Source organism: Sphingomonas endolithica (genome assembly GCF_025231525.1).
GTDB classification, from domain to species: Bacteria; Pseudomonadota; Alphaproteobacteria; order Sphingomonadales; family Sphingomonadaceae; genus Sphingomonas; species Sphingomonas endolithica.
Window position 1 is genome coordinate 21,190 of record NZ_CP103057.1, and the last position, 15,746, is coordinate 36,935.

The 15,746-nt window shown below is 66.0% G+C and carries 16 protein-coding genes; 7 read left to right on the forward strand and 9 right to left on the reverse strand.

The genetic code is table 11. From position 1 onward, the window contains the following. Positions 1-3: 3 nt before the first annotated feature. From NV382_RS00090 to NV382_RS00105, 4 genes are read right to left on the reverse strand one after another with little or no spacing between them, the layout of a single operon-like run. Entirely contained in the window at positions 4-1,008 is a 1,005-nt protein-coding gene (locus NV382_RS00090) for a DNA topoisomerase IB (protein WP_260598540.1), read from the reverse strand. Continuing rightward, positions 977-2,104, reverse strand: coding sequence for an acyltransferase family protein (locus tag NV382_RS00095; protein ID WP_260598541.1), 1,128 nt, complete (start codon positions 2,102-2,104; stop codon positions 977-979). The genes NV382_RS00090 and NV382_RS00095 overlap by 32 nt, the downstream gene beginning before the upstream one ends. Beyond that, a complete protein-coding gene (locus NV382_RS00100) occupies positions 2,101-3,468 on the reverse strand; it encodes a putative O-glycosylation ligase, exosortase A system-associated (protein WP_260598542.1) in 1,368 nt (455 codons plus the stop codon). Before NV382_RS00100 ends, NV382_RS00095 begins: the two co-directional genes overlap by 4 nt. Next, positions 3,461-3,586 carry a hypothetical protein gene (locus NV382_RS00105; RefSeq protein WP_260598543.1) on the reverse strand — a complete coding sequence of 42 codons (126 nt, stop codon included), beginning with the start codon at positions 3,584-3,586 and terminating at the stop codon, positions 3,461-3,463. The genes NV382_RS00100 and NV382_RS00105 overlap by 8 nt, the downstream gene beginning before the upstream one ends. Positions 3,587-3,676: 90 nt before the next feature. Between NV382_RS00105 and NV382_RS00110 the strand changes: the two genes are divergently transcribed. Together NV382_RS00110 and NV382_RS00115 are read left to right on the forward strand one after the other, a co-directional pair. Next, positions 3,677-4,918 carry a TIGR04063 family PEP-CTERM/XrtA system glycosyltransferase gene (locus tag NV382_RS00110; RefSeq protein WP_260598544.1) on the forward strand — a complete coding sequence of 414 codons (1,242 nt, stop codon included), beginning with the start codon at positions 3,677-3,679 and terminating at the stop codon, positions 4,916-4,918. Then, positions 4,888-5,748, forward strand: coding sequence for a hypothetical protein (locus tag NV382_RS00115; protein ID WP_260598545.1), 861 nt, complete (start codon positions 4,888-4,890; stop codon positions 5,746-5,748). The genes NV382_RS00110 and NV382_RS00115 overlap by 31 nt, the downstream gene beginning before the upstream one ends. Before the next feature lie 3 nt (positions 5,749-5,751). Here the strand turns inward: NV382_RS00115 and NV382_RS00120 are convergent, their stop codons facing one another. Further along, positions 5,752-5,988, reverse strand: a complete 237-nt coding sequence (locus NV382_RS00120) for a hypothetical protein (protein ID WP_260598546.1) — start codon at positions 5,986-5,988, stop codon at positions 5,752-5,754. Positions 5,989-6,074: 86 nt separating this feature from the next. Further along, positions 6,075-6,260, reverse strand: a complete 186-nt coding sequence (locus NV382_RS00125; protein WP_418066718.1) for a hypothetical protein — start codon at positions 6,258-6,260, stop codon at positions 6,075-6,077. Positions 6,261-6,350: 90 nt separating this feature from the next. On the opposite strand from NV382_RS00125, the gene NV382_RS00130 reads away from it, so the two are divergent. Further along, positions 6,351-6,986 (forward strand): S24 family peptidase, encoded by a 636-nt coding sequence (locus NV382_RS00130; protein ID WP_260598547.1) that lies wholly within the window; start codon positions 6,351-6,353, stop codon positions 6,984-6,986. Here the strand turns inward: NV382_RS00130 and NV382_RS00135 are convergent, their stop codons facing one another. Next, entirely contained in the window at positions 6,987-7,172 is a 186-nt protein-coding gene (locus tag NV382_RS00135) for a hypothetical protein (RefSeq protein ID WP_260598548.1), read from the reverse strand. 108 nt (positions 7,173-7,280) lie between these two features. Between NV382_RS00135 and NV382_RS00140 the strand changes: the two genes are divergently transcribed. The 4 genes from NV382_RS00140 (at position 7,281) to NV382_RS00155 (ending at position 14,900) form a co-directional block, all read left to right on the forward strand. After that, a complete protein-coding gene (locus NV382_RS00140; RefSeq protein WP_260598549.1) occupies positions 7,281-8,135 on the forward strand; it encodes a Crp/Fnr family transcriptional regulator in 855 nt (284 codons plus the stop codon). A 147-nt stretch (positions 8,136-8,282) separates the two neighbouring features. Then, positions 8,283-8,627, forward strand: coding sequence for a PilZ domain-containing protein (locus NV382_RS00145; RefSeq protein ID WP_260598550.1), 345 nt, complete (start codon positions 8,283-8,285; stop codon positions 8,625-8,627). Between the two features lie 124 nt (positions 8,628-8,751). Further along, positions 8,752-10,752: an autotransporter assembly complex protein TamA gene (locus NV382_RS00150; protein ID WP_260598551.1), complete on the forward strand. Its 2,001-nt coding sequence runs from the start codon at positions 8,752-8,754 to the stop codon at positions 10,750-10,752. After that, positions 10,749-14,900, forward strand: a complete 4,152-nt coding sequence (locus NV382_RS00155) for a translocation/assembly module TamB domain-containing protein (protein WP_260598552.1) — start codon at positions 10,749-10,751, stop codon at positions 14,898-14,900. Before NV382_RS00150 ends, NV382_RS00155 begins: the two co-directional genes overlap by 4 nt. A 10-nt stretch (positions 14,901-14,910) precedes the next feature. On the opposite strand, the gene NV382_RS00160 is transcribed toward NV382_RS00155, so the two are convergent. Further along, the gene (locus NV382_RS00160) at positions 14,911-15,033 is read right to left on the reverse strand and encodes a hypothetical protein (RefSeq protein WP_260598553.1); all 123 of its coding nucleotides are present in this window, start codon (positions 15,031-15,033) and stop codon (positions 14,911-14,913) included. Beyond that, complete coding sequence (locus tag NV382_RS00165; RefSeq protein ID WP_260598554.1) at positions 15,024-15,743, reverse strand: ATP-grasp domain-containing protein; 720 nt, start codon at positions 15,741-15,743, stop codon at positions 15,024-15,026. Before NV382_RS00165 ends, NV382_RS00160 begins: the two co-directional genes overlap by 10 nt. Positions 15,744-15,746 lie beyond the last annotated feature (3 nt).

A 15,746-nucleotide genomic window follows, 5' to 3' on the forward strand; every position in this document is an offset into this window, starting at 1 on the left:
TCCCTAGGCGGCCTTGGCGCGCCGGCTTGGCTTGTCTTCGAGGAACGCGATCAGCCCGCGCTCTGCACGCGAGAGATATTGCGTCTGGCGTGGCAGCTTGGCGGTAGCGCGGAACTTGCCCTGGCCCTGTTTGACCAAGGCCAGCAATGAGGGGTGGACATAGGATTTGCGCGCAATGGCCGGCGTGTTGCCCAGCGCATCGGTCACCGGCTCGAGCAACTGCTTGAGCGTGAGATCGTGCTCTGCCGTAGCCAGCGTCTCGAAGGCGATCACGCTGGCGCTCCAGGTGCGGAAATGCTTGGCCGTGAACTCCCCGCCCGTTGCCTCGCGGATATAGTCGTTGACGTCGGATGACGTGACCGGGTGGGTGCCGCCCGCCGTATCGACCCAGCTGAACAGATGCTGGCAGTCGAGATCCGAGCATTTCTTGACGAAGCGGCTGAGCGAGCGATCGGTGATCGTCAGCATGCGCATCTTGCCGGACTTGGCCTTGTACTGCAGCTTCAGCGTCTGACCGCGCAGCTTGGCGTGCTGCTTGCGGAGCGTCGTCGCGCCGTAGCTCTCATTCTCCTTGACGTATCCCTCGTTGCCGATGCGGACATGCCCGAGATCGAGCAACCGGACGATCGCTGCGACCGCCTCTGCCTTGCCAAGGCCTGTGCGCTTCAGGTCCTTGTCGACCCGCGCGCGCAGCTTGGGCAGCGCGCGGCCGAACGGCGCACACAGTTCGTACTTCGCGCTTTCCTGCTTGCTGCGGAAATCGAGGTGATAGCGATATTGCTTGCGACCCTTCTCATCCCACCCGACCGCCTGTATATGGCCGTTGGGCTTTGGGCAGAACCAGGCGTCGCGATAGGCGGGGGGCAGGCCGATCGCGTTCAGCCGATCGATCTCGTCGCGATCCTCGATGCGCGTACCGTCAGCGTGAAAATACGCCCAGCCTTGCTCCAGTTTTTCGCGGGTGATCCCGGGTTCGCTATTGTCGTGGTAGATTATTCGGGCGGTCATTGCAGGAGGAATGCGCAACCCCGGGGGTTCGTTCCGCCTTTCGCCAGGGCGTGGCGTTGATCCACCGTTGCGCCGGGCGTTCGACCAGATGGTACAAGGCGACGGAGCTGACGAGGACGAGCAGCAGGAACAGCGCGATAAGGGGCGCGGATACGCTGCGCGGGTCGGTCACCAGAACCAGCTTGAACACGATCCAGAGCAGGAAGTGGCCGAGATAGGTCGCGTAGCTGATCTCGCCGAGATAGTGCAGTGCTGCAGTGTCCAGCGGATTGGCGCGGAGCCCGGAGGTCAATGCCAATGCCAGCAGGGCGGCGGCGAACAGCAATGGCACCGTCAGCGTTTCAGGCACGCCCAGCGCCCACAACGTCGCCATGCAGCCAGCGGCCAGGGTGGCAAAAGCGGCGGGGATCGTCGGTCCCGCCTGCCAGCGCTGCCACAAGGCGCAGACCGCCGTGCCGGCGGCGAATTCGGTCAGGCAGCGCAGCAGCCCGAAGCGCCAGATGTCGGTGCCGAGTGTCGGGGCGCCGGCGCGGGCCATCACCAGATGCAGCACGACGCAGCTTGCCACGATCGCCATGCCCACGGCCCAGCTCGGCACGCGCCGCCAGTCGACTGCCATGGCGAGCAGCGGGAAAAGCAGGTAGGCGCCCCATTCCGCGCTGATCGACCAGCTCGGGTCGTTCCACGTCAGTTGATCGGTAAAGCCCCAATTGTGCAGCAGCAGGATATGCAGCGGCAATTGCCCGAACGGATAATTGTCCGGTTCGGCGCGCCCGGTCGCTGCCAGCAACAGCGCCAGCGCCACCGCACAGGCCAGCATGAACAGATGCAGCGGCCAGATGCGCGCAATGCGGTTGCGCAGGAAGCCGGGCACTGCGCGAAATCCGCGCTCGTGGAGCGTTGCGCCCCAGCGCAGCCAGATGACGAAGCCCGACAGCAGGAAGAAGAAGTCGACTGCCAAATACCCCTTGGCGAAGAAGGCGACCCAGGCGGCCGGAAGCCCGGCGATCGACAGGCGGATATGGTAGAGCACGACGAACCACGCCGCGATGCCGCGGACGCTGGTCAGCGCGCGCAGTTCCGTGCGGCCGCTCACGACGTCGTGGCAGCCAACGCCCGTGGTCTCGCTTTGCGCATCGGCCGGAAACTCGCCTCCTGCCGCTTGCGCGCGAGATAGGTGTCGAGCCCGATCTGTGCGCCGATTAGCATGTAGACGAACGGCTGGAACGCGATGGCAATGAACGCCGCGCCGAGCAGGTAGCACAGATGCGCCATCTGCAGCGCCCCGGCTAGCGGCGCGATCCACTCCTGACCGACCTCGGGCTTGCGATAGCGGCGGCGGATCACTTCCATGCGGAACAGGCCGGTGATGTTGATGACCAGCCACAAAGCGAGCCCGGGGAAGCCCTGTTCACCCAGCATCTCGAAATAGGCGCTGTGGAATGCGCGCGCCTGATCGACGGTCAGCTTTCGGTCGATCTTCGTCGTGCCTTCGACCTTCTCGACCGTCTCGGTATCGTAGCGGATCTTGTTCTGGCGGTACATTTCGAACCCGCCGCCGAGCGGATGGTCCTTGGCGTATTCCCAGGTCCATTTCCACACGGCGAGACGGGTGGAGGCCGATTCATCGGCCTTGTAGGTCTTGATCGTGCTCATCCGGTCGGTGAAGGTGCTCGGCAGGAACGGCACGGCGACGAGCCCGAGCAATCCGAGTATGCCGAGATACAGGACCTTGCGCTGGGTATCGCGCAGCATCAGCACGGCGAGCAGGCCGATGCACAGCAAGCCGGTGCGGGTCGAGGTGCCGACGGGGATAAGCAGGCAGGCGAAGATCAGGCAATAGCAGAACCCCTTCACCTTCCAGTCGGGCGGGAACACCGTGCCGTATTTGGTGAACCACAGGATGATCGGGATGATGGCGATCGCCACGGTGCTGATCGTGCTGCCTTCGTAGAGCCCGGAATTGTTGGTCACCATCAGGTCGAGCTGACCATAGCCGCCACCGCCGCTCGCCACTGTCTTGATCCCGCCGACGATTATGATCGAGGAGGCGGCCAGGATCATGATCAGCAGCAAGGCCTCGATGCGCAGGCGGGTGCGCAGCATCAGTGGCAGGAAGGCGGCGAAGGCCAGCGCCTTCCACACCCATTCCCACTTGGCGACGGCCTCGATCGGGAAGTCGGCGGACTTTGTCGTCACGAAGCAATAGAGCAGCAACAGCAGGATGAGCAGTTGGCGCGGCGCGAAGCGGCTGTCCGTCTTCTTGTCCACCAGCGCCCAGGCAGCGACCGTCAGCCCGACGGCGATCAGCGAGATCGGCACGGCGTTCAGCAGGAAATAGGTCAGCCGCTGCGGCGAGACGATGTCGATATAGACATAGACCAGCGCAAAGATGAACGGGCGACGAAATCCGAAGGCGAAGAACACGCACAGGAAGGCGACGAAGACGAGATCACGCACCCGTCTTATCCTCCGTCGCCGGCGCGGTTTCGTCGTCGAGATCGGGGCGGCGCAACAGCAGCCATGCGGTGAGCAGCATCAGGCCGTGGCTGATCGCAAGCGCGAAATTGTCGATCATCTGGCAGGGATCCTGTCGGCGGCGTGTCCCTCTCGTTAACGCTCCGGGGTTGACGCCCCGTTAAACACTGGCGTGGCAGGGCAGGGCATCATGCGGATACTCCACGTTCTCGATCACGGATTGCCGCTGCAAAGCGGCTACACGTTCCGCACACGCGCGATCCTAAAGAGCCAGATGCGCCGCGGGTGGGAGGTGGCCGCCGTTACCGGCCCGCGCCACGGCGCGATCGGCACGGCGCTGGAACGGGTCGACGGGATCGATTTCCACCGCACCGCGCCGGTCAAGCCGCTTCCGGCACCGTTCGGGGAAGTGCGCGAGATCGCCGCCTTCGCCCGCCGCATCGATGCCGCGGTCGCCGCGTTCAAGCCCGATCTGCTGCACGCGCATTCCCCGGTGCTGGATGCGCTGGCCGCGCTGAAGGTCGCGCGTCGGCACAAGCTGCCCTTGCTCTATGAGATCCGCGCCTTCTGGGAGGATGCGGCCGTGGGCAACGGCACGGGCACGGAAGGCTCGCTCAAATACCGCGCGACACGTGCGCTGGAGACCTGGGCGGTAGGCAAAGCGGATGCCGTTGCGGTGATCTGCGATGGCTTGCGCGGCGATCTCGTCGCGCGCGGCGTGCCGACGGACAAGATCATGGTTTCGCCCAACGGTGTCGACCTGACATTGTTCGGCACGCCGCTGGCCTATGATGCGGCGCTTGGCCACGCACTCGGCCTTGATGGCGCGGAGGTGATCGGCTTCATCGGCAGCTTCTACGATTATGAAGGGTTGGACGATCTGATCGCCGCAATGCCTGCCTTGGTTGCCGAGCGACCCGCCGCGCACCTCGTGCTGGTCGGCGGCGGGCCGATGGAGGCGGCGCTCCGCGCGCAGGCCACGGCCTCGCCGGTTGCCGATCACATCAAGTTCGTCGGGCGCGTGCCGCATACCGAGGTCGATCGCTATTACAGCCTGATCGACATCCTCGCTTATCCGCGCAAGCGCATGCGGCTGACCGATCTCGTCACGCCGCTAAAACCGCTGGAGGCGATGGCGCAGCGTAGGCTCGTCGCGGCCTCGGACGTGGGCGGGCACCGCGAGCTGATCCGCGATGGCGATACCGGCACGTTGTTCCCGCCCGATGATCCGGCAGGTGTGGTGCGCGCGCTCGCCGGGTTGCTCGGCGATCGCGGATCGTGGGAGGCTCGGCGCGATCGCGGCCGCGCCTTTGTCGAAGCCGAACGCAGTTGGTCGGTCAATGTGGCGCGTTACGCGCCCGTTTACCAAATGCTTACTCGCGGTGATGCATCAGTGGAACCATGGTCGCACGCCCCCATCGTCCACACCTGATCCTGCCGGTCGCGCCGCTGGGTGCCGCTGCGATTGCCGCATCGGTCGCTTTGCTGTTCGCGGTCATGCCGGCGAGCATCCTTGAGTCTCTCGTGCTGGACAGCGGCATCGCCGCGCTCGTTCCTGCCGCCGAACCGCCGCTCGGCATCACGGCACGCGCGGCCTTGATCATGATCGGTGGCGGCGGGCTTGGCCTGCTTGTCTGGCTCGGCTTGTACCTGCTGGTCGGCACGCGCACCGTTGATCTGAACCGGGTGGTGGTTAGCCGTGGCGCGGACGCCACGCCGATCCTGCGCCGCGCCGATGCGCATCCCGATGCGCCCGCGCGCCGCCCGCTCTTCGCTTCGCGCGATCTCGGGACGCCGTTCCTCGACGTGAGGGCGCCGACCGGCGCCGAGATCGGCACCGATCTGCCGAGTTCGTTTGCCGCCGATATGCTGGCCGAGTCGCCGCCAATCGAGCGCGCGCTGCCGCGAGATCTCGATCTGCCGCTCGCCGCGTTCGACCCGCAAGCGATGACTGCCGCCGCCTGGCGCCCACAGGTGTTTGAGGCCGGCGAGCGGTTCGAGACCTTCGACCTGCCGGTGGTACCGACGGCGGGCGCAATACCCGCCTTGGAGCCCGAACCCGAACCTATGCCCACGGTGACACCGCAGCGTGCTCCGCGCGTGGACTTCGACGCTTCGGCCAGCATCCACGCATTGCTCGACCGACTGGAGAAAGGCGTCGTTCGCCGCGAGACGGCCAACGACCCGGCACCTTCCATGCCCCCGCAGAGCCTGCAGGAGTCGCTTGCCTCGCTCCGCAGCCTGGCCATGCGCGTCAACTGACCGTCACGCTTCGACCGTCAAGGCTTCGATTTCCAGCCTGACGCTTGCCGCGCTCCGGGTTACCGCCTGCACGCCGACATCCGCCACCAGATGGCCGCGCACGTCGAATTCGGTCTCGGGCAAGGTGGCCAGCCACGCATCGAGCGCGGGCGAGGGGAGTGCCGTCCAAATGGTGGCGTGCCGCGCGCCGGTGAAGGTGGCGCTCGCCCAGCGCACCCAATCGGCGGTGACGATCTCCAACGGGCAACCCGCACGACACGAGGCGCGATACAAGGCGCGGACTAGCAACGTACCGACGTCCGGACCACGCAAATTCCTCCCGCACATCATCTGGTGACACCGGCGATGATGAACGCCGCGATTCGCTCGGCGACTTTCGGGCCCAATTCACGCCCATTGCGCAGATCGCGCACCAGCCGCGGATCGTTGACCGCCAGGCGACCGAACTTCGTTTCTGGCATCTTCGTCTTGCGCAGGTAACGCTCGATCAACATCAGTACCAACATCGACATCGACATCGTCTTTCCTTCTGACTCTATGTTCCTGATCTGTTCCACAAAGAACGACTTGTCTAGGAAAAATCCTATGACTATTGCGGGTTGATGGAGCAGGCCGACGCCCGCGCGATACTGGACCGCCTGGTTGCCGACAGGGGGGACAGCTATGCCGCGCTGTCGCGCATGATCCGGCGCAACGACGCCTACCTCCAACAGTTCGTCCGCCGCGGCACGCCTCGTTTGCTCGCCGAGCGCGATCGCAAGCTGCTCGCGGCCTATTTCCGGATCGACGAGTCGCTACTGGGTGGGCCGGTTGCGTCCTCGCCGCCGCCGACGGTCACGGTGCGGTTGCTGGATGTCGCGGCCTCGGCTGGTCCCGGTCGGCTGAATGGCGAGGAACGCAGCGCGGCCGCGCTACCGTTCGATCGCGCGATGCTCGAACATCTGGGCATCAGCTCGCGCGCCTTGGCGATGATCGACGCCAACGGCGATTCGATGGCGCCGCTGATCGAGCATGGTGACCGCATCATGGTCGACGAAGGCGATCGCCGCATCGGTGCTCGGGCGGCGGTCTATGTGATTCGCATCGACGGCGCACTTCTCGTAAAGCGTGTGTCGCGCCGCCGCGATACGCTGGCCATTACCAGCGACAATCCGGACTTTCCGGCGCTTCCGCACTACGACGTCGCCGACGTTGAGGTGATTGGTCGTGTCGTCTGGCTGTCGCGCGCGTTGCGCTGATCAGCGCCGCCGATCGATCAACCAGATCGCCACCGAAAGGCCGATCCCGCTGGCGGAGCCGATCAGGAATCCGGTCGTCGCCTGCCCGTAAGCGAAACCGACGGCAGCGCCGCCCAGCATGCCGATCGCGATCAGGAAGCCGCCAGCCTGCGACGAATGTGGGCGGGAAGGGGGTGTGGTGACCATAGGTCCTCCTGCCATGCCACGCTGCCCTGCGCCAGCATTCTGCGGCGCGATGCTACCGTAAGCTGCAAGCACTTGGCGCGCGCGCAACTTATCTCACGAATATAATCTATGTTGCACAAGCCGTCTTTTTTTATGTTAGTGCACGTAGATCGCCGCGACGTTAACCGGCTCGCGGCGACTGAGAGATGCGTGTGCTCCCGCCCATCGGGAGCCACTATGTCTGACACGAACTCACCCCTTGACCGGATGGTGAACAAGCTTGCGATGCGTGCGGAGCTTGGCAACGACGATCGGGCGGCGATCCTGGCACTGCCCTATGCCCATCAAAGCCACCATGCCTCCACCTATATCATCCGCGAGGGATCCCCGCCGCGTTCGCGCTGCTCCTTTATCGAATCGGGTTTTGCTTTTCGTCAAAAGCTTACGGCAGAGGGGCACCGGCAGATCGTCGCGCTACACATGGCAGGCGATTTCATCGACCTGCAGAGCCTGTTTCTCGACGTTGCCGATCACAATGTGCAGGCGCTCACCGAACTTCAGGTAATCGCCGTCGATCGTGTCGCGCTGCAACGCCTGACGTTGGAGCGACCGGCGATCGCCAAGGCGATGTGGGTCGACACGCTGGTCGATGCCTCCGTCTACCGCGAATGGGTGATGAATGTCGGGCGCCGCGACGCGCGCACCCGCATTGCCCATCTCCTCTGCGAGCTGGCGACCCGCGCCCGCGCTGCCGGCATCTTCAATGATGACAGCTTCGAACTGCCGATGACGCAGGAACAATTGGGCGACGCGGTGGGCCTTACGTCAGTGCACGTCAACCGGACGCTCAAGTCGCTCGAAGCCGACGGGGTCGTCGATCGGAGCAAGCGATTCGTGAAGTTCTCCAACTGGGACGGCATGCGCCAGATTTGCGACTTCAACCCGCTGTATCTGCATCTCGAAATGCCATCGGGCAGCAACTGAACGCGTCGTTTTGCTTTGCAGGCGCACAGTCCCGACAAGCGGCGATGCATCGTCGCATCGACGTTAGTCACTGCTGACTTAACCCACTTTAATCATGCAATAACCGCCCGTTTGTGCTTTAGGCGCCCTTGGAGTCAGGGGGGCGTAGTGGAGGATCGACAAGCGGAAGTACTGGTCATACGTGCCAGCCCGCGGCTCAAAGTGTTCTTCCCGTCGCAGCTGGATGGCGCCGGCGGGATCATCCGCATCCACTTGCTCAACATTTCGCGTACCGGTGCGCTGATCTACAGCAGCCAGCCGCTGGAAAAAGGCCAGAAGGTGAGTGTCGGCAGCGGCGAACGAGCCAAGCTTGCCATCGTTGCCTGGGTATCTGGCGCACGCGCCGGGGTGGAATTTCGACTGCCGTTTCACGAGGCGGAGCTGGACGCATTCATCGCCGATCAAAACGCCGCATTAGCCGAAGCGGCGCGGACGATCGGCACGCTTCGCTGAGCCCTTCGCAGGCGCAAGGCGTTCGGTTGCGGGTTCACCATCCGACGATGCCGATCCGCCATAGCGCGCGAAATTCGCGGTCACGGGCCTGTCGCTGGCGTCTCTGTCCCGCTAGAGCAGTGGCATGTCAGTCTCGCTCGGGGGGCGGGGCGCGATGTGGTGCGCCGCCGCTGGTCTTCTCGCCGCCACGGCACCCGCGATCGCGCAGGACAGGGTTGCCGCGCCGGTGCCAAACCCCGCTGCCTCCGACAATGCTGCCGCTCAGGATGCTACACCCGATATCAGCTCGCTCAGTCCCGATGCGCCGATGGCACCATTGCCCGATCTGGGCGTCGATTGGCCCGATCTCGCGAGCGCGCCCGCCGAGCCGGTCGATCCCGCCGCCACGTCCGGCCTGACGGGCGACCGGCGCTACGAGGTCGCCGTGGACGGCATCGATGCCGTGGCAAGCCCGCTGTTGCGGCAGCGCTTCGACGAACTCTCCACGCTGAAGCAGAATGACGGCGCGACCGCCAATGCCGCTCAACTCGATCGCCGCGCGCGTGAAGATGCGGATCTGCTGACCGGGCTGCTGCGAGGCGAAGGCTATTACGATGCGCGCGTGGCCAGCCGGATCGAGCCCGCCGGCGCACGCGCGCGCGTCACGCTGGAGGCGGAGCCGGGCACGCTGTACCGCTTCGCTGGCGTCACGCTGGACGGCTTGGCCACAGCGGGCGACAAGAGCGTTTCGTTGCGCGATGCCTTCGGCGTGAAGCCCGAGGATCCGGTGAATGCCGACACGATCGTCGCTGGCCAGGCCGCGCTGACGGCGCGGATCGGCCAGGAGGGCTTTCCCTTCGCCAGCGTGGGGGACCCGGAGATCGTGATCGATCGCGCCGCGCGCACGGCAACGCTCGATCTAAAAGTGGCCGCTGGCGGCGAGCGCCGCTTCGGGCAGATCACCAGCCCGCCCAACAAAGTGTTCGGCGCAGCACACATGCAGGAAATCGCGCGCTTCAAGCCGGGCCAGCCCTATACCGCCGAAAAGGTCGCCGACCTGCGGCGCGCGCTGATCCAGACCGGGCTGGTCTCCACGGTCGATCTCAAGCCGGTCGAAGGGCAGGTGCCCGGCACCGTCGATCTGGCCGTAGCGATCGCGCCGGCGCCGCCGCGTACCATTGCCGGCGAACTCGGCTATGGCACCGGCGAAGGCGCGCGCGCGGAACTCAGTTGGACGCACCGCAACCTGTTTCCGCCCGAAGGCGCGCTGACCGTGCGCGGAGTTGCCGGTACGCGCGAACAATTGGCCAGCGTCGGCTTTCGTCGCAACAATTTCCGCAAGCGCGACCGCGTGCTGACCGTGCAGGCGATCGCCTCCAACCTCGATCGCGATGCCTATCAGGCGCGGACCTTTTCGCTGTCGGGATCGCTCGAAAAGCAGACCAACATCTTCTTCCAGAAAACCTGGACCTGGTCATTGGGCGCCGAACTGGTCGCGTCGGACGAACGCGACGTGATTGTCAGCACGGGTGCGCCCCGCCGCCGCACTTTCTTTATCGGCGCGCTGCCGACCAGCCTCAGCTATGACGGTTCGGACGACCTGCTCAACCCGACGCACGGCTTTCGCCTGAGCGGGCGGCTGTCGCCCGAACTGTCGCTGCAGGGCAAGGCGTTCGGCTATACGCGCGTGCAACTCGATGCCAGCGCCTATCAGCCGCTCACCGATGCGGTGATCCTTGCCGGGCGCATCCGCCTCGGCACGATTGCCGGCGCGCCGCGCGATGCGGTGGCGCCATCACGGCGTTTCTATGCCGGTGGCGGCGCGTCGGTGCGCGGCTATGCCTATCAGGCGATCGGGCCGCGCGATCCCAACAACGATCCGATTGGCGGGCGCAGCCTGACCGAGTTCGGGCTGGAGGCGCGGATCAAGGCGTTCGGCAATTTCGGGCTGGTGCCGTTCCTCGATGGCGGCAACATCTATACCTCCCCCTTGCCCAAATTCACGCAATTCCGCTTCGGTGCCGGGCTCGGCGTGCGATATTATTCCAATTTCGGGCCGATCCGCGTCGATGTCGGTACGCCGATCAACCCGCAGCCGGGTGACGCCCGGATCGCGGTGTACGTGTCGCTCGGCCAGGCATTTTGACCGACGAGCAGACCTCGACGGCTCGCCCGCAGCGGCGGCGCTGGTGGCGCTGGCTGGCGGGCTTGCTGGTCGCCCTGCTAATTCTCGTCGGTGGCGTATTGCTGTTACTGGACACCCGTGTCGGCCATCGCTGGATCACCAACCAGGTCGCGGCGCAGCGTCCGTCCAACGGCCTGTGCTACAGTATCGGGCGGATCGACGGCTCGATCTATTCGCAGGCGACGTTGATCGACGTGCGCGTGCGCGACCATCGGGGATTGGTGTTCGCAGCGCCGCGGGCAGCGCTCAGCTGGTCGCCCTTTGCTTGGGCGTCGAACCGGCTCGACATCACCAGCCTCGTCATTCCCCAGGCGACGCTCGTCAAGACGCCGCAACTGCTGCCGACGGGCAAGACCGGCCCGATCCTGCCCGGTTTCGACATCCGGATCGGCACCCTGAGGGTCGACCGCCTGACGATCGGGCCCGCCGTTGCCGGCAAGCCGCGTACCGCGCGGCTGCAGGCGCGGGCCGACATCCATGCCGGACGTGCCCTGATCGATCTCGTTGCGATCGTGCCGGGCAGCGACTCACTCAAGCTGCGGCTGGATTCCGCCCCCGACCGCGACCGTTTCGACGTCGATGTCCAAGCGCGCGGTACTGCCGCGGGCGTGATGGCGACGCTCTCCGGGCTGCACCGCACGATTACAGTGGATGTCGGTGGCCAAGGCAGCTGGACCGCCTGGACCGGCACTGCGCGCGCCACCTTCGGCAACATCCCCGCGCTCGATCTGCGCATCGGCAACAAGGCTGGTAGCTATACCCTGAACGGCGTGCTCGTCCCGGCGCCCTTCACCATGGGCAAGCTGATGCGGCTCACCTCGCCGCGCGTGCTGGTCGACGGTGCCGCGACATTGGCCAACCGCCGGCTGGAAGGTCGGCTGGGGCTGCGCTCGGCAGCGTTGCGGGTCGATACGACCGGCGCGATCGATCTCGCTGCCAGCGCTTATCGCAACCTCCGCATCGCCGCCCGCCTGCTCCGCCCGCCCGCCTTGTTCCCGAACATGACCGGCCGCGACATCGCCCTGCGGGCGATCGTCGACGGGTCGTTCGCCACTGCCGCCTTCGACTATCGCCTGACCGCCGAGCGCGCCGCCTTCGATGACACTGGGTTCGAGATCGTCCGCGCGGCGGGCAAGGGGCGGTTCTCCAAGGCGCCGGTCAGCGTACCGATCCGCCTGACCGCCGCTCGAGTCACCGGCGTGGGTGATGTCGCCGGCGGCATCCTGCGCAATATCGGCATCGACGGCGTGCTGAAGGTCACGCCGGAAGTGCTGACCGGTACCGACCTGCGCCTTCGGTCCGACAAGCTCAGCGGGCGCATCAACCTGATCCTCGATCTCAAGACCGGACGCTACGAGGTCGGCTTGAACGGCGCGCTGGGCCGCTATCTCATCCCCGGCCTCGGCATCGTCGATGTCACGACAAAACTGCAGGTGGTGCCGGGGGCCAACGGCAAGGGCACGCGGGTGATCGGCAATGGCGTGGCGCAGATGGTGCGCCTCGACAATGCCTTCTTCCGGTCGCTGGCCGGCGGCCTGCCGCGCATTGTCACCGGGCTGGAACGCACGCCCGATGGCATCCTGCACCTGACCAACCTAGTGCTGACCGCACCGCAGATCCGCCTGACCGGCACCGGCTATCGCCGCCGTGACGGGACGTTCCATTTCGAAGGCGGCGGGCGGCAATCGACCTATGGCCCGCTCACGCTGAAGCTGGACGGGAAGATCGACCGACCGACCCTCGATCTCGTCTTTGCGCGCCCGAACGAGACGCTGGGACTTCGAAGTGTGGTGGCGCATCTCGATCCCAATGCTGCGGGCTTTGCTTTCACCGCGCGTGGGGGATCGCGGCTCGGGCCGTTTACCGGCGACGGGCAGATATTGCTGCCACGCGGCGGGAATGCCACAATCGCTATTGCCCGGCTGGATGTCAGCGGCACGCGTGCGAGCGGTGCGCTGGACGTCGTGACTGGGGGATTCAGCGGGCGGCTTGCCGTGGCCGGCGGCGGGCTGAACGGCGAATTGCTGTTTCGCCCGGTCGGCACCATCCAGCGGATCGAAGCGCACATTGATGCGGTGGCGGCGCGACTGGCCGATCAGGTCACCCTGCGCCGCGGCCGGATCGATATGGTCGCCCTGCTCGATCCTGCGGGGACCTCAATCGACGCGACCGTGACCGGCGGCGGCCTGCGTCGTGGAGCGCTCGTCATCGGGCGCTTCGCTGCCAATGCGCGGCTGCGTGGCGGGATCGGCGAGGTGACCGCGTCGATCGCGGGCAATCGCGGGCGCGCGTTCGACATCCAGTCGATCACGCAAGTGACAGCCGACAGCTATAGCGTGTCGGCGCAAGGTACGCTCGACCGGCGACCCTTGCGGCTGCTGACCCCGGCGGTATTCAGCCGCGATGGGGACGGGTGGCGCCTCGCACCGACGCAGTTGAGCTTCGCCGGCGGACAGGCGCAGGTCGGCGGGCGCTTCACGGGCACGTCCAGCGCGATCGATGCGAGCGTTACACGCATGCCGCTGGCGATCCTCGACATCGGCTATCCCGGGCTTGGCCTTGGCGGCAGTGCCTCGGGCAAGCTGTCCTATGCACAAGGCGAGGGGCAGGCGCCTACCGGACGGATCGACATGACGGTACGGGGCCTTACCCGATCGGGGCTGGTGCTGTCCTCGCAGCCGATTGACGTGGGAATCGCCGCCGTGCTGCAGGCCGACAAGGCCGTCGGGCGCGCGGTTATGGCGAGTGGCGGCAAGACAGTGGGGCGCGCACAAGCGCGGCTCATGCCGCTTGGCGGCGGCGGGCTTGCCGACCGGCTGACCAACGCGGCTTTGTTCGCGCAACTGCGGTATAGCGGACCGGCGGATACGCTGTGGCGGCTAACCGGTGTCGAACTGTTCGACCTTACCGGGCCGATCGCGATCGCGGCGGATGTCGGCGGGCGCGCCAACGACCCGAGCATCCGCGGTGTCGTCCAGGCGCACGGCGCCCGGCTGGAGAGCGGCACGACCGGTACTGTGCTGACCAATGTGCAGGCAACCGGCCAATTCGGCGGCTCGCGTCTGCGCATCGGCACCTTCGCCGCGGATGCCGGCAAGGGGCGTGTTTCTGGTAGTGGGACGTTCGACCTGTCGGCACGGAACGGGTTCGGCATCGACCTCAGGGTACAGGCTGAGCGGGCCGCGCTGATCAACCGCGACGATATCGGCGCCTCGGTCACCGGGCCGCTGACGTTCACGTCGGATGGCGCAGGCGGCGTGATCACCGGCGACGTGCGGCTCGACAGCAGCCGCTATCGGCTTGGCCAAGCGACTGCGGCCAGCGCGGTGCCGCGGCTCAACATCCGCGAGATCAACGTGCCCGATGGCGGCGAGGAAGACGATACACCACGCAAACCGTGGCGGCTGGACATCAAGGCCCGCGCGCCCGGCAATCTGCGCGTCAGTGGGCTTGGCCTGTCGAGCGAATGGTCGACCGACCTGAAGATCGGCGGCGTGCCCGAAAACCCGGTAATTACCGGCCGCGCCGACCTGATCCGTGGCGATTACGAATTCGCCGGACGCGAGTTCGATCTCGAACGCGGCATCATCCTGTTCGACGGATCGGTGCCCGCCAACCCGTCGCTAGATATTGCGGCCAATGCCGGGGCGACCGGGCTGAACGCGACGATCCGGGTGACCGGCAACGCGCTGAAGCCGGATATCAGCTTCTCCAGCGTGCCGGCCTTGCCGGAGGACGAATTGCTGTCGCGCCTACTGTTCGGCACCTCTATCACCAATTTGTCGGCGCCTGAGGCACTGCAATTGGCGGCCGCGGTGGCGGCGCTGCAGAATGGTGGCGGCGGGCTGAACCCGATCAATGCAGTGCGCCGCGCGGCAGGGCTCGACCGGCTGCGCATCCTGCCGGCCGATCCGCAGACCGGGCAGGGCACTTCGGTCGCGGCCGGCAAGTATATAACGCGGCGCCTGTTCGCGGAGATCGTCACCGACGGGCAGGGCTATTCCGCGACCCAGGTCGAGTTCCAGGTCACGCGCTGGCTGTCGCTGCTCTCCAGCATTTCGACGCTCGGCAGGCAGAGCGCGAACGTGCGGGTGTCGAAGGATTATTGAGCGCCGGGCGTCAGATCGCGGCCAGCACTGCTGACGCCAACCTCTCGGGCAGTTCGGGGGCGAGGTTCGGGTACAGATCGGGTTCGATCACCTCGACCTCCATCAGCGCCAGACTGTCGTCGCTCAGCCGCAAAAAATCGACCGCGCGTATAACGGTGGTGCCGGCAGAGCGGCGACCACGCGTTTGGCCTGAGCAAGTTGCTCCGGCGCCGGCTTGAACCGCGTGAGCACGCCGCCGAATTGCGGCTGGATACGGAACTCGCCCGCAGCGGCAACCTTGCGCACGGCGTGGCTGAACAAGCCGCCGACGAACAGCAGCGACAATTCACCTTCGTCGCCAACCGCCTGCAGGAACGGCTGCAGGATGGCATCGCTGAGCGGCGCGACACTCTCGCCGCGGCGCACGCGAACCGTCTTGTGGCTGCCGCCCGAGACTTGCGGCTTAATCACCAATTCGTCGCAGCCGAACGCATCGAAGGCACGCGCCGCGCTATCCTCGTCCGCGTCGCCGAAGATGCTCGGCACGATCGGCACGCCTCGGTCGGCGAGTTCAAACAGATAGGTCTTGCGCGTGTTCCAGCGAAGCAGCGACGGAGGGTTAAGCAGCGGCCGATCGCTCGGCCAGCGCGCGAGCACCTCTTCCCAGCGCACGACATCGAGGTGATAGCCCCAGGCGAACAGCGCCAGCGTCGCATCGGCAGTGCCCGCGGCTTCGTCCCACGGCACGCCGTTCAGCGTGAGGCCGTGCGCGGCGAAGGCCGGGCGGTAGGTGTCGAGATAGGCCGGAGCGGTCGCCGCATAGGCGTTGCCGGCAACGGGCATCAGCACATCGATCGTCGTCATTCG

Bases quoted from the DNA above. Each gene is read 5' to 3' on its own strand.
- NV382_RS00090 (WP_260598540.1), bottom strand. From the start codon at position 1,008: ATGACCGCCCGAATAATCTACCACGACAATAGCGAACCCGGGATCACC.
- NV382_RS00105 (WP_260598543.1), bottom strand. From the start codon at position 3,586: ATGATCGACAATTTCGCGCTTGCGATCAGCCACGGCCTGATGCTGCTC.
- NV382_RS00110 (WP_260598544.1), top strand. From the start codon at position 3,677: ATGCGGATACTCCACGTTCTCGATCACGGATTGCCGCTGCAAAGCGGC.
- NV382_RS00115 (WP_260598545.1), top strand. From the start codon at position 4,888: ATGGTCGCACGCCCCCATCGTCCACACCTGATCCTGCCGGTCGCGCCG.
- NV382_RS00125 (WP_418066718.1), bottom strand. From the start codon at position 6,260: ATGTCGATGTTGGTACTGATGTTGATCGAGCGTTACCTGCGCAAGACG.
- NV382_RS00130 (WP_260598547.1), top strand. From the start codon at position 6,351: ATGGAGCAGGCCGACGCCCGCGCGATACTGGACCGCCTGGTTGCCGAC.
- NV382_RS00135 (WP_260598548.1), bottom strand. From the start codon at position 7,172: ATGGTCACCACACCCCCTTCCCGCCCACATTCGTCGCAGGCTGGCGGC.
- NV382_RS00140 (WP_260598549.1), top strand. From the start codon at position 7,281: ATGTTGCACAAGCCGTCTTTTTTTATGTTAGTGCACGTAGATCGCCGC.
- NV382_RS00150 (WP_260598551.1), top strand. From the start codon at position 8,752: ATGTCAGTCTCGCTCGGGGGGCGGGGCGCGATGTGGTGCGCCGCCGCT.
- NV382_RS00165 (WP_260598554.1), bottom strand. From the start codon at position 15,743: ATGACGACGATCGATGTGCTGATGCCCGTTGCCGGCAACGCCTATGCG.